Origin of the sequence: Streptococcus mitis NCTC 12261 (genome assembly GCF_000148585.2) — a bacterium.
Classification (GTDB): Bacteria; Bacillota; Bacilli; order Lactobacillales; family Streptococcaceae; genus Streptococcus; species Streptococcus mitis.
The window spans coordinates 809,916-823,248 of the sequence record NZ_CP028414.1; the positions used below are offsets into that span (position 1 = coordinate 809,916).

The window sequence follows — 13,333 nt, forward strand, 5'->3', positions numbered from 1 at the left end:
AAAGCCAAGTAAAGAGAAACGAGAAGCACATGTATATTGAAATGGTAGATGAAACTGGTCAAGTTTCAAAAGAAATGTTGCAACAAACCCAAGAGATTTTGGAATTTGCAGCCCAAAAATTAGGAAAAGAAGACAAGGAGATGGCAGTTACCTTTGTGACCAATGAGCGTAGTCATGAACTCAATCTGGAGTACCGTGACACCGACCGTCCGACAGATGTCATCAGCCTTGAATATAAACCAGAGTTGGAAATTGCCTTTGACGAAGAAGATTTGCTTGAAAATCCAGAATTAGCAGAGATGATGTCTGAGTTTGATGCCTATATTGGGGAATTGTTCATCTCTATTGATAAGGCTCATGAGCAGGCTGAGGAATATGGCCACAGCTTTGAGCGTGAGATGGGCTTCTTGGCAGTACACGGCTTTTTACATATTAACGGCTATGATCACTACACTCCGGAAGAAGAAGCGGAGATGTTCGGTTTACAAGAAGAAATTTTGACAGCCTATGGACTCACAAGACAATAAACGAAAATGGAAAAATCGTGACCTGATATCCAGTTTAGAATTTGCTCTTACAGGAATTTTTACTGCCATAAAGGAAGAACGCAATATGCGAAAACATGCGGTGACGGCTCTCGTGGTCATCCTCGCAGGTTTTGTTTTTCAGGTGTCACGAATCGAATGGCTCTTTCTCCTATTGAGCATTTTTTTGGTAGTAGCCTTTGAAATTATCAATTCTGCTATCGAGAATGTGGTGGATTTGGCCAGTCACTATCACTTTTCTATGCTGGCTAAAAATGCCAAGGATATGGCGGCTGGCGCGGTATTAGTGGTCTCTCTTTTCGCAGCCTTAACAGGCGCATTGATTTTTCTCCCACGAATCTGGGACTTAATATTTTAAACAGTAAGAGGAAATTATGACTTTTAAATCAGGCTTTGTAGCCATTTTAGGACGTCCCAATGTTGGGAAGTCAACCTTTTTAAATCACGTCATGGGGCAAAAGATTGCCATCATGAGTGACAAGGCGCAGACAACGCGCAACAAAATCATGGGAATTTACACGACCGATAAGGAGCAAATCGTCTTTATCGACACGCCAGGGATTCACAAGCCTAAAACGGCCCTTGGAGATTTCATGGTTGAGTCTGCCTACAGCACCCTTCGTGAAGTGGACACCGTTCTTTTCATGGTGCCCGCTGATGAAGCGCGTGGTAAGGGAGACGACATGATTATCGAGCGTCTCAAGGCTGCCAAGATTCCTGTGATTCTAGTGGTAAACAAGATTGATAAGGTCCATCCAGACCAGCTTTTGTCTCAGATTGATGATTTCCGAAATCAGATGGACTTCAAAGAAATCGTTCCAATCTCAGCCCTTCAGGGAAATAACGTGTCTCGTCTAGTGGATATTTTGAGTGAAAATCTGGACGAAGGTTTCCAGTATTTCCCGTCTGATCAAATCACAGACCATCCAGAACGTTTCTTGGTTTCAGAGATGGTTCGTGAGAAAGTCTTGCACCTAACTCGTGAAGAGATTCCTCACTCAGTTGCTGTAGTAGTTGATTCTATGAAACGAGACGAAGAGACAGATAAGGTTCACATCCGTGCAACTATCATGGTGGAGCGCGATAGTCAGAAAGGGATTATCATCGGTAAAGGTGGCGCTATGCTTAAGAAAATCGGTAGCATGGCTCGTCGTGATATCGAACTCATGCTAGGAGACAAGGTCTTCCTAGAAACATGGGTCAAGGTCAAGAAAAACTGGCGCGATAAAAAACTAGATTTGGCTGACTTTGGCTATAATGAAAAAGAATACTAAGTAGAGGTGGGCTCATGCCTGCTTCTTGTTTTTACAGAAGGAGGACTTATGCCTGAATTACCTGAGGTTGAAACCGTTCGTCGTGGTTTAGAAAAATTGATTCTGGGAAAGAAGATTTCGAGTATAGAAATTCGCTATCCCAAGATGATTAAGACGAATTTGGACGAGTTTCAAAAGGAAGTGCCTGGTCAGATTGTTGAGTCCATGGGACGTCGTGGAAAATATTTGCTTTTCTGCCTGACAGACAAGGTCTTGATTTCCCATTTGCGCATGGAAGGCAAGTATTTTTACTATCCAGACCAGGTTCCTGAACGTAAGCATGCCCATGTTTTCTTCCAGTTTGAAGACGGTGGCACGCTTGTTTATGAGGATGTACGCAAGTTTGGGACTATGGAACTGTTTGCACCAGACCTTTTGGAAGCCTACTTTATTTCTAAAAAATTAGGGCCTGAACCAAGCGAACAAGAATTTGATTTGCAGGTCTTTCAAGCTGCCCTAGCCAAGTCCAAAAAGCCTATCAAATCTCACTTATTAGACCAAACCTTGGTTGCTGGCCTTGGCAATATTTATGTGGATGAAGTCCTCTGGCGAGCTCAGGTTCATCCAGCTAGACCTTCCCAGACTTTGACGACAGAAGAAGCGTCAGCCATTCATGACCAGACCATTTCTGTTTTGGGCCAGGCTGTTGAAAAAGGTGGCTCGACTATTCGGACCTATACCAATGCCTTTGGGGAAGATGGAACCATGCAGGATTTTCATCAGGTCTATGACAAGGCTGGTCAAGAGTGTGCACGCTGTGGGACTGTGATTGAGAAAATGCAACTAGGCGGACGAGGCACCCACTTTTGTCCAAACTGTCAAAGGAGGGACTGATGGGAAAAATCATTGGAATTACAGGAGGAATTGCCTCTGGTAAGTCAACTGTGACAAATTTTCTAAGACAGCAAGGTTTTCAAGTGGTGGATGCTGACGCAGTCGTCCACCAACTACAGAAACCTGGAGGTCGTCTGTTTGAGGCTCTAGTACAGCACTTTGGTCAAAAAATCATCCTTGAAAATGGAGAACTTAATCGCCCTCTCCTAGCTAGTCACATCTTTTCCAATCCTGATGAACGGGAATGGTCTAAGCGAACTCAAGGAGAGATTATCCGTGAGGAACTGGCTACTTTGAGAGACCAGTTGGTTCAGACAGAAGCTATCTTTTTCATGGATATTCCCCTGCTTTTTGAGCAGGACTATGCTTCTTGGTTTAATGAGACTTGGTTGGTCTATGTGGATCGAGATATCCAAGTAGAACGTTTAATGAAAAGAGACCACTTGTCCAAAGATGAATCTGAATCTCGTCTAGCAGCCCAGTGGCCTTTAGACAAAAAGAAAGATTTGGCTAGTCATGTTTTAGATAACAATGGAAATCTGGACCAGCTTCTTACTCAAGTGCGTATCCTTCTCGAGGGAGGTAAGCAATATGACAGAGATTAACTGGAAGGATAATTTGCGCATTGCCTGGTTTGGTAATTTTCTGACAGGAGCCAGTATTTCTTTGGTTGTGCCCTTTATGCCCATTTTTGTGGAAAATCTAGGTGTAGGGAGTGAGCAAGTCGCTTTTTATGCAGGTTTAGCAATTTCTGTCTCTGCTATTTCAGCGGCGCTCTTTTCTCCTATCTGGGGTATTCTTGCTGACAAATATGGTCGAAAACCCATGATGATTCGGGCTGGGCTTGCTATGACCATTACTATGGGGGGCTTGGCCTTTGTCCCAAATATCTATTGGTTAATCTTTCTTCGCTTACTGAATGGTGTATTTGCAGGATTTGTTCCCAATGCAACGGCCTTGATAGCCAGTCAGGTTCCCAAGGAGAAATCAGGCTCTGCCTTAGGTACTCTGTCTACAGGCGTAGTTGCAGGTACTCTAACTGGTCCTTTTATCGGGGGCTTTATAGCAGAATTATTTGGCATTCGTACGGTTTTCTTACTGGTTGGTAGTTTTCTGTTTTTAGCTGCTATTTTGACTATTTGCTTTATCCAGGAAGATTTTCAACCAGTAGCCAAGGAAAAGGCTATTCCAACAAAGGAATTATTTACCTCGGTTAAATATCCCTATCTTTTGGTCAATCTCTTTTTAACCAGTTTTGTCATCCAATTTTCAGCCCAATCGATTGGCCCTATTTTGGCTCTTTATGTACGCGACTTAGGGCAGACAGAGAATCTTCTTTTTGTCTCTGGTTTGATTGTGTCCAGCATGGGCTTTTCCAGCATGATGAGTGCAGGAGTCATGGGTAAGCTAGGTGACAAGGTGGGCAATCATCGTCTCTTGGTTGTAGCACAGTTTTATTCAGTTATCATCTATCTCCTCTGTGCCAATGCATCTAGTCCCCTTCAACTAGGACTCTATCGTTTCCTCTTTGGCTTGGGAACCGGTGCGCTGATTCCTGGGATTAATGCCCTACTCAGCAAAATGACTCCCAAAGCCGGCATTTCGAGGGTCTTTGCCTTCAATCAGGTATTCTTTTATCTGGGAGGTGTCGTTGGTCCCATGGCAGGTTCTGCAGTAGCAGGTCAATTTGGCTACCATGCAGTCTTTTATGCGACAAGCCTTTGTGTTGCCTTTAGTTGTCTCTTTAACCTTCTTCAATTTCGAACATTATTAAAAGTAAAGGAAATCTAGTGCGAGTAAAAATTAATCTCAAGTGCTCCTCTTGTGGCAGTATCAATTACCTAACCAGTAAAAATTCCAAAACCCATCCAGACAAGATTGAGGTTTTAAAGTATTGTCCCAAGGAAAGAAAAGTAACCCTACATCTTGAATCTAAGTAGATTTTATGGTAAAATAATAGGGATTTTAAGGAGTTTGATATGTATAACCTATTATTAACCATTTTATTAGTATTATCTGTTGTGATTGTGATTGCGATTTTCATGCAACCAACCAAAAACCAATCCAGCAATGTATTTGATGCCAGCTCAGGTGATTTGTTTGAACGCAGTAAAGCACGCGGTTTTGAAGCTGTAATGCAGCGTTTGACAGGGATTTTAGTCTTTTTCTGGCTAGCCATTGCCTTAGCATTGACGGTATTATCAAGTAGATAAGAAAATAATGGGCAGGACTAGGTCTTTGCCTCTTTTTATTTTTAAAGGATGTTTGAAAAGGTTTTACAGTAAAAGAAAATTAAAAAATCTAGAAAGAAAATATGAAAGATAGAATAAAAGAATATTTGCAAGATAAGGGAAAGGTAACTGTCAATGACTTGGCTCAGGCTTTGGGAAAAGACGGTTCCAAGGATTTTCGTGAGTTGATTAAAACCTTATCCTTAATGGAAAGAAAGCACCAGATTCGTTTTGAAGAAGATGGTACTCTGACCTTAGAAGTTAAGAAAAAACATGAGATTACTCTCAAGGGGATTTTTCATGCCCATAAAAATGGCTTTGGTTTTGTCAGTCTAGAAGGCGAGGAGGACGACCTTTTTGTAGGTAAAAACGATGTCAACTATGCTATTGATGGCGATACTGTTGAGGTTGTCATCAAGAAAGTCGCTGATCGTAACAAGGGAACAGCGGCGGAAGCCAAAATTATCGATATCCTAGAACACAGTTTGACAACTGTTGTCGGTCAAATCGTTCTAGATCAGGAAAAACCTAAGTATGCTGGCTACATCCGTTCGAAAAATCAGAAAATCAGCCAACCGATTTATGTAAAAAAACCAGCCCTTAAACTGGAGGGAACAGAAGTTCTCAAGGTCTTTATCGACAAATACCCAAGCAAGAAACATGATTTCTTTGTCGCGAGTGTTCTAGATGTGGTGGGGCATTCAACGGATGTCGGAATTGATGTTCTTGAGGTTTTGGAGTCTATGGACATTGTCTCAGAATTTCCAGAGGCTGTTGTCAAGGAAGCAGAAAGTGTGCCTGATGTTCCGTCTCAAAAGGATATGGAAGGCCGTCTGGATCTAAGAGATGAGATTACCTTTACCATTGACGGTGCTGACGCCAAAGACTTGGACGATGCGGTGCATATCAAGGCTTTAAAAAATGGGAATTTGGAGCTCGGTGTTCACATCGCAGATGTTTCCTACTATGTGACTGAGGGGTCTGCCCTTGATAAGGAAGCCCTTAATCGTGCAACTTCTGTCTATGTGACAGACCGTGTGGTCCCAATGCTTCCAGAACGACTGTCAAATGGTATCTGCTCCCTCAATCCTCAAGTTGATCGCCTAACCCAGTCTGCCATTATGGAGATTGATAAACATGGTCGTGTGGTCAATTACACCATTACACAAACGGTAATCAAGACAAGCTTCCGTATGACCTATAACGATGTTAATGATATTCTAGCTGGCGACGTGGAAAAGAGACAAGAATATCAGAAAATTGTCCCTAGTATCGAACTCATGGCCAAGCTTCATGAAATTTTAGAAAACATGCGTGTGAAACGTGGTGCCCTCAATTTCGATACCAATGAAGCTAAGATTTTAGTGGATAAGCAAGGTAAGCCTGTTGATATCGTTCTTCGTCAGCGTGGTGTTGCTGAGCGCATGATTGAATCCTTTATGCTGATGGCCAATGAAACAGTTGCCGAGCATTTTAGCAAGCTGGATCTACCTTTCATCTATCGAATTCACGAGGAGCCTAAGGCTGAAAAAGTTCAGAAGTTTATTGATTATGCTTCGAGTTTTGGCTTGCGTATTTATGGGACTGCCAGTGAGATTAGCCAGGAGGCCCTCCAAGACATCATGCGTGCTGTTGAGGGGGAACCTTATGCAGATGTATTGTCCATGATGCTTCTTCGCTCTATGCAGCAGGCTCGCTATTCGGAGCACAATCACGGCCACTATGGCCTTGCTGCTGACTATTACACTCACTTTACCAGTCCGATTCGTCGTTATCCAGACCTTCTTGTTCACCGTATGATTCGTGATTACAGCCGTTCTAAGGAAATAGCAGAGCATTTTGAGCAAGTGATTCCAGAGATTGCGACCCAGTCTTCCAACCGTGAACGTCGTGCCATTGAGGCTGAGCGTGAAGTCGAAGCCATGAAAAAGGCTGAGTATATGGAAGAATACGTAGGCGAAGAATACGATGCGGTTGTATCAAGTATTGTCAAGTTTGGTCTCTTTGTTGAATTGCCGAATACAGTTGAGGGCTTGATTCACATCACTAATCTACCTGAATTTTATCATTTCAATGAACGTGATTTGACCCTGCTTGGGGAGAAATCGGGTACAACCTTCCGTGTAGGTCAGCAAATCCGTATCCGAGTTGAAAGAGCCGACAAGATGACGGGTGAAATTGACTTTTCTTACATCCCAAGTGAGTTTGATGTGATTGAAAAAGGCTTGAAACAAGCTGGTTGCAAAGACAGAGGGCGTGGTTCAAATCGTCGTTCAGATAAGAAGGAAGACAAGAGAAAATCAGGACGCTCAAATGATAAGCGCAAGCATTCACAAAAAGACAAGAAGAAAAAGGGCAAGAAACCTTTTTACAAGGAAGTAGCTAAGAAAGGAGCCAAGCATGGCAAAGGGCGAGGGAAAGGTCGTCGCACAAAATAAAAAGGCGCGTCACGACTATACAATCGTAGATACGCTAGAGGCAGGGATGGTCCTGACTGGAACTGAAATCAAGAGTGTACGAGCAGCTCGAATCAATCTCAAGGATGGCTTTGCCCAAGTAAAAAATGGGGAGGTATGGCTGAGCAATGTTCATATCGCTCCTTACGAAGAGGGCAATATCTGGAACCAAGAACCAGAACGTCGTCGAAAACTCTTACTCCATAAAAAGCAAATTCAAAAATTGGAACAAGAGACTAAAGGAACAGGAATGACCCTGGTTCCCCTTAAAGTCTATATCAAAGATGGCTATGCCAAGCTCCTTTTAGGCCTAGCTAAAGGGAAGCATGACTACGATAAACGGGAGTCTATCAAACGACGTGAGCAAAACCGCGACATCGCGCGTGTTATGAAAGCTGTTAATCAGCGATAAAAAGAGGAATGAAGATGGAAAAACTAGTTGCCTATAAACGCATGCCTTTGTGGACTAAAGAAACCATGCCAGAGGCTGTTCAGCAAAAGCACAATACCAAGGTTGGGACTTGGAGCAAGATTACTGTTTTAAAAGGAACTCTCAAGTTTATTGAATTGACAGAGGATGGTGAGGTTCTAGCTGAACACCTATTTGAAGCAGGGGCTGACAATCCAATGGCGCAACCACAAGCCTGGCACCGAGTGGAGGCTGTAACAGACGATGTAGAATGGTACTTGGAATTTTATTGTAAACCTGAGGATTATTTTCCTAAGAAATACAATACCAATCCTGTTCATTCAGAGGTCCTAGAGGCAATGCAGACAGTAAAACCAGGGAAAGCCTTGGATTTGGGCTGTGGTCAGGGCCGTAACTCTCTCTTTCTTGCACAGAATGGTTTTGATGTGACAGCTGTAGATCAAAATGAATTATCTCTTGAAATCTTGCAAAGCATTGTTGAGCAGGAAGACCTAGATATGCCTGTTGGTCTTTACGATATCAATTCAGCCAGTATTGGGAAAGAATATGATTTTATCGTTTCAACAGTTGTTCTCATGTTTCTACAAGCGGACCGCATTCCAGCTATTATTCAAAATATGCAGGAGAAAACCAGTGTTGGTGGTTACAATCTTATCGTTTGTGCTATGGACACGGAGGATTATCCTTGCTCTGTGAACTTCCCATTCACATTTAAAGAAGGAGAATTGGCAGACTATTACAAGGACTGGGAATTGGTTAAGTACAATGAAAATCCTGGCCATCTTCACCGTCGCGATGAGAATGGCAATCGTATTCAACTACGCTTTGCGACCATGCTAGCTAAGAAAATCAAATAAACATGAATGAAGATTAGGAATTTTCCTGATCTTTTTTCTTTTTTACGAATAATATAGAAAAGGAGGGAAATCATGTTTGTTGCGAGAGATTCTAGGGGAGAATTGGTAAATGTGTTAGAGGATAAGCTTGAGAAGCAAGCATACACCTGCCCAGCTTGTGGAGGTCAGCTCCGTTTGCGTCAAGGACCAAGTGTCCGGATCCATTTTGCCCACAAAACCTTAAAAGACTGTGATTTTTCCTCTGAAAATGAAAGTCCAGAACATCTGGAAAATAAGGAAGTCCTTTATCACTGGTTGAAAAAAGAGGCCGAGGTGCAATTAGAATACCTGCTTCCAGAGCTTAAACAGATTGCGGATGTATTTGTAAATGGCAATCTAGCTTTAGAGGTTCAATGTAGTCCCTTGCCTCAAAAAGTTCTTAAAGAGCGTAGCGAGGGCTATCGTAGTCAGGGTTACCAAGTACTGTGGTTGCTGGGAAAAAAACTGTGGCTCAAGGAGCGTTTGACTCGTCTACAACAAGGTTTTCTCTATTTCAGTCAAAACATGGGCTTTTATGTTTGGGAATTAGACAGTGAAAAACAAGTTTTAAGACTCAAATACCTGATTCACCAAGATCTCCGAGGTAAACTCCATTATCAGATTAAGGAATTTCCCTATGGTCACGGTAGTTTACTGGAGATATTACGTTTTCCCTATAAGAAACAAAAAATATCTCATTTTACAGTTTCTCAGGACAAGGACATCTGTCGTTATATCCGGCAACAACTGTACTATCAAAATCCCATTTGGATGAAAGAACAAGCAGAAGCCTATAAAAAGGGAGAAAATCTCCTGACTTATGGGCTAAAAGAATGGTATCCACAAATTCGACCACTAGTAGGTAATTTTTGCCAAATTGAGCAAGATTTGATTCGCTATTATCTGTATTTTCAAACCTATTATCAAGAAAATCCTCAAAATGATTGGCAAATGCTCTATCCACCAGCCTTTTATCAGCAATATTTCTTAAAAAATATGGTAGAATAGAAAGGATGGAGGAATCTAATGGTATTACAAAGACATGAAATAAATGAAAAAGATACATGGGATCTATCAACGATCTACCCAACTGACCAGGCTTGGGAAGAAGCCTTAAAAGATATAACAGAACAATTGGAGACAGTAGCCCAGTATGAAGGCCATCTCCTGGATAGTGCGGATAGTCTACTCGAAATTACTGAATTTTCTCTTGAAATGGAACGCCAAATGGAGAAGCTTTACGTTTATGCTCATATGAAGAATGACCAAGACACACGTGAAGCCAAGTACCAAGAGTACTATGCCAAGGCCATGACTCTCTATAGCCAGCTAGACCAAGCCTTTTCATTCTATGAACCTGAATTTATGGAGATTAGTGAAGAGCAGTATGCTGACTTTTTAGAAGCTCAGCCAAAATTGCAGGTTTATCAACACTATTTTGACAAGCTTTTGCAAGGCAAGGATCACGTTCTTTCACAACGCGAAGAAGAATTATTGGCTGGAGCTGGGGAAATCTTTGGTTCGGCAAGTGAAACCTTCGCTATCTTGGACAATGCGGATATTGTGTTCCCTTATGTTCTTGACGATGATGGTAAGGAAGTTCAGCTATCTCATGGGACTTACACACGTTTGATGGAGTCTAAAAATCGTGAGGTTCGTCGTGGTGCCTATCAAGCCCTTTATGCGACTTATCAACAATTCCAACACACCTATGCCAAAACCTTGCAAACCAATGTTAAGGTGCAAAACTACCGTGCCAAAGTTCGCAACTACAAGAGCGCTCGTCATGCAGCCCTAGCAGCCAATTTTGTTCCAGAGAGTGTTTATGACAATTTGGTAGCAGCAGTTCGCAAGCATTTGCCACTCTTGCATCGCTATCTTAACCTTCGTTCAAAAATCCTGGGAATTTCAGACCTCAAGATGTACGATGTCTACACACCACTTTCTTCTGTTGAATACAGTTTTACCTACCGAGAAGCCTTGAAAAAGGCAGAAGATGCCTTGGCAGTCTTGGGTGAGGATTACTTGAGCCGTGTCAAACGTGCCTTCAGCGAGCGTTGGATTGATGTTTACGAAAACCAAGGCAAGCGTTCAGGTGCTTACTCTGGTGGTTCTTACGATACCAATGCCTTTATGCTACTTAATTGGCAGGACAATTTAGACAATCTCTTTACCCTTGTTCATGAAACAGGTCACAGTATGCATTCAAGCTATACTCGTGAAACGCAGCCTTATGTTTACGGAGATTATTCTATCTTCTTGGCTGAGATTGCATCAACTACCAATGAAAATATCTTGACGGAGAAATTATTGGAAGAAGTGGAAGATGATGCAACGCGCTTTGCTATTCTCAATAACTTCCTAGATGGTTTCCGTGGGACAGTTTTCCGTCAAACTCAATTTGCTGAGTTTGAACACGCGATTCACCAAGCGGACCAAAATGGAGAAGTCTTGACAAGTGATTTCCTAAATAAACTCTACGCAGACTTGAACCAAGAGTATTATGGTTTGAGTAAGGAAGACAATCCTGAAATCCAATACGAGTGGGCTCGCATTCCACACTTCTACTATAACTACTATGTATACCAATATTCAACTGGCTTTGCAGCAGCCTCAGCCTTGGCTGAAAAGATTGTCCATGGTAATCAAGAAGACCGTGACCGCTATATCGACTATCTCAAGGCAGGTAAGTCTGACTATCCACTTAATGTCATGAGAAAAGCTGGAGTTGATATGGAGAAGGAAGACTACCTCAACGATGCCTTTGCAGTCTTTGAACGTCGTTTAAATGAGTTTGAAGCACTTGTTGAAAAATTGGGAATGGCATAAGATGGTTGAATCATATAGTAAAAATGCCAACCATAACATGCGTCGCCCTGTCGTCAAGGAAGAAATTGTAGACTTGATGCGTCAGCGCCAAAAGCAGGTCACAGGATCTTTGAAAGAATTGGAAGACTTTGCCCGCAAGGAAAATATTCCCATTATTCCCCATGAAACGGTTGCTTATTTCCGTTTTCTCATGGAAACCATACAACCTAAAAACATTCTAGAAATTGGGACGGCCATCGGGTTTTCAGCCCTCTTGATGGCAGAACATGCGCCAAAGGCAAAGATTACAACCATTGACCGCAATCCAGAGATGATTGGATTTGCCAAGAAAAATTTCGCCCAGTTTGACAGTCGCAAGCAAATTACGCTCCTAGAAGGAGATGCGGTAGATGTCTTATCTACCTTGACAGAGTCCTATGATTTCGTCTTTATGGATTCAGCCAAGTCTAAATACATCGTCTTTCTGCCAGAAATCCTCAAACATTTGGAAGTCGGTGGTGTGGTTGTTTTGGATGATATTTTCCAAGGTGGTGATGTTGCCAAGGATATTATGGAAGTCCGTCGTGGTCAGCGAACTATTTACAGAGGACTTCAAAGACTATTTGATGCAACCTTAGACAATCCAGGACTCACCGCAACATTAGTACCTCTGGGGGACGGTATTCTCATGCTTCGTAAAAATGTAGCAGATGTTCAATTGCCTGACAGCGAATGATTTTCAGAAAAATTTAAGAAAATATAGTAAAATAGATAGGGTAACACTTATCTCAAAGGAGTAGACATGAAGAAAAAACTATTGGCAGGTGCCATTACACTATTATCAGTAGCAACTTTAGCAGCTTGTTCGAAAGGTTCAGAAGGGGCAGACCTTATCAGCATGAAAGGGGATGTCATCACAGAACATCAATTTTATGAGCAAGTGAAAAGCAACCCTTCAGCACAACAAGTCTTGTTGAACATGACCATCCAAAAAGTATTTGAGAAGCAATATGGCTCAGAAGTAGATGACAAAGAAGTCAACGATACTATTGCCGAAGAAGAGAAACAATATGGTGAGAACTACCAACGTGTCTTATCGCAAGCAGGAATGACTCTTGAAACACGTAAAGCTCAAATTCGTACAAGTAAATTGGTTGAGTTGGCAGTTAAGAAAGCAGCAGAAGCTGAATTGACAGATGATGCTTACAAGAAGGCTTATGACGAGTACACTCCAGATGTAACGGCTCAAATCATTCGTCTTGATAATGAGGATAAAGCGAAAGAAGTCCTCGAAAAAGCCAAAGCTAGTGATGCAGACTTTGCTCAATTAGCCAAAGATAATTCAACAGATGAGAAAACTAAAGCGAATGGTGGAGAAATCACCTTTGATTCTGCTTCAACAGAAGTACCAGATCAAGTTAAGAAAGCAGCTTTTGCGTTAGATGTAAACGGTGTTTCTGATGTGATTAGTGTTACTGGAACACAAGCATACAGCAGCCAATATTACATTGTTAAACTGATTAAGAAAACAGAAAAATCATCTAATATTGACGATTACAAAGAAAAATTAAAAACTGTTATCTTAACTCAAAAACAAAACGACGCATCATTTGTTCAAAGTATTATCGGAAAAGAATTGCAAGCAGCCAATATCAAGGTTAAAGATCAAGCATTCCAAAATATCTTCACTCAATACATCGGTGGTGGAGATTCAAGCTCAAGCAGTTCTTCAAAAGAATAAAACAGAAAAGAGCCAAGTGCTCTTTTTCTTATGAAAAAATCTTCTATCTTAAGGGTAAGAGTTTTTTTCTTTCGGAAAAAATGGTATAATAGCAATCAAA

Annotated in this window: 15 protein-coding genes; all 15 read left to right on the forward strand. The window is 41.8% G+C overall.

Features of this window, described 5'->3' with window-relative positions; all coding sequences use genetic code 11:
* The first annotated feature begins 29 nt into the window (after window positions 1-29).
* The 15 genes from ybeY to prsA all read left to right on the forward strand — a co-directional run bounded on the left by ybeY (window position 30) and on the right by prsA (window position 13,233).
* Window positions 30-527, forward strand: coding sequence for an rRNA maturation RNase YbeY (gene ybeY, locus SM12261_RS04360; RefSeq protein ID WP_000275156.1), 498 nt, complete (start codon window positions 30-32; stop codon window positions 525-527).
* The gene (locus SM12261_RS04365) at window positions 508-903 is read left to right on the forward strand and encodes a diacylglycerol kinase family protein (protein ID WP_000378165.1); all 396 of its coding nucleotides are present in this window, start codon (window positions 508-510) and stop codon (window positions 901-903) included. The genes ybeY and SM12261_RS04365 overlap by 20 nt, the downstream gene beginning before the upstream one ends.
* Window positions 904-919: 16 nt before the next feature.
* Entirely contained in the window at window positions 920-1,819 is a 900-nt protein-coding gene (gene era, locus SM12261_RS04370; protein WP_000143254.1) for a GTPase Era, read from the forward strand.
* Between the two features lie 48 nt (window positions 1,820-1,867).
* Window positions 1,868-2,692: a DNA-formamidopyrimidine glycosylase gene (gene mutM / locus SM12261_RS04375; RefSeq protein WP_001114620.1), complete on the forward strand. Its 825-nt coding sequence runs from the start codon at window positions 1,868-1,870 to the stop codon at window positions 2,690-2,692.
* The gene (coaE, locus tag SM12261_RS04380; protein ID WP_000516209.1) at window positions 2,692-3,297 is read left to right on the forward strand and encodes a dephospho-CoA kinase; all 606 of its coding nucleotides are present in this window, start codon (window positions 2,692-2,694) and stop codon (window positions 3,295-3,297) included. The genes mutM and coaE overlap by 1 nt, the downstream gene beginning before the upstream one ends.
* The gene (gene pmrA, locus SM12261_RS04385) at window positions 3,284-4,483 is read left to right on the forward strand and encodes a multidrug efflux MFS transporter PmrA (RefSeq protein ID WP_000136129.1); all 1,200 of its coding nucleotides are present in this window, start codon (window positions 3,284-3,286) and stop codon (window positions 4,481-4,483) included. The genes coaE and pmrA overlap by 14 nt, the downstream gene beginning before the upstream one ends.
* Window positions 4,483-4,632, forward strand: a complete 150-nt coding sequence (gene rpmG / locus SM12261_RS04390; RefSeq protein ID WP_001809104.1) for a 50S ribosomal protein L33 — start codon at window positions 4,483-4,485, stop codon at window positions 4,630-4,632. The genes pmrA and rpmG overlap by 1 nt, the downstream gene beginning before the upstream one ends.
* 39 nt (window positions 4,633-4,671) lie before the next feature.
* Window positions 4,672-4,905 (forward strand): preprotein translocase subunit SecG, encoded by a 234-nt coding sequence (gene secG / locus SM12261_RS04395; RefSeq protein WP_000282517.1) that lies wholly within the window; start codon window positions 4,672-4,674, stop codon window positions 4,903-4,905.
* A gap of 101 nt (window positions 4,906-5,006) precedes the next feature.
* A complete protein-coding gene (gene rnr, locus SM12261_RS04400; protein WP_000654876.1) occupies window positions 5,007-7,361 on the forward strand; it encodes a ribonuclease R in 2,355 nt (784 codons plus the stop codon).
* The gene (gene smpB / locus SM12261_RS04405) at window positions 7,324-7,791 is read left to right on the forward strand and encodes an SsrA-binding protein SmpB (protein WP_001051750.1); all 468 of its coding nucleotides are present in this window, start codon (window positions 7,324-7,326) and stop codon (window positions 7,789-7,791) included. Before rnr ends, smpB begins: the two co-directional genes overlap by 38 nt.
* A 14-nt stretch (window positions 7,792-7,805) precedes the next feature.
* Window positions 7,806-8,666, forward strand: coding sequence for an SAM-dependent methyltransferase TehB (gene tehB, locus SM12261_RS04410; RefSeq protein WP_000413782.1), 861 nt, complete (start codon window positions 7,806-7,808; stop codon window positions 8,664-8,666).
* Window positions 8,667-8,738: 72 nt separating this feature from the next.
* Complete coding sequence (locus SM12261_RS04415) at window positions 8,739-9,692, forward strand: competence protein CoiA (protein ID WP_000495920.1); 954 nt, start codon at window positions 8,739-8,741, stop codon at window positions 9,690-9,692.
* Window positions 9,693-9,710: 18 nt separating this feature from the next.
* Window positions 9,711-11,513 carry an oligoendopeptidase F gene (pepF, locus tag SM12261_RS04420; protein ID WP_000244089.1) on the forward strand — a complete coding sequence of 601 codons (1,803 nt, stop codon included), beginning with the start codon at window positions 9,711-9,713 and terminating at the stop codon, window positions 11,511-11,513.
* 1 nt (window position 11,514) lies between these two features.
* A complete protein-coding gene (locus SM12261_RS04425) occupies window positions 11,515-12,228 on the forward strand; it encodes an O-methyltransferase (RefSeq protein ID WP_004239376.1) in 714 nt (237 codons plus the stop codon).
* A gap of 66 nt (window positions 12,229-12,294) precedes the next feature.
* The gene (gene prsA, locus SM12261_RS04430) at window positions 12,295-13,233 is read left to right on the forward strand and encodes a peptidylprolyl isomerase PrsA (RefSeq protein ID WP_000727954.1); all 939 of its coding nucleotides are present in this window, start codon (window positions 12,295-12,297) and stop codon (window positions 13,231-13,233) included.
* The last annotated feature ends 100 nt before the right edge of the window (window positions 13,234-13,333 follow it).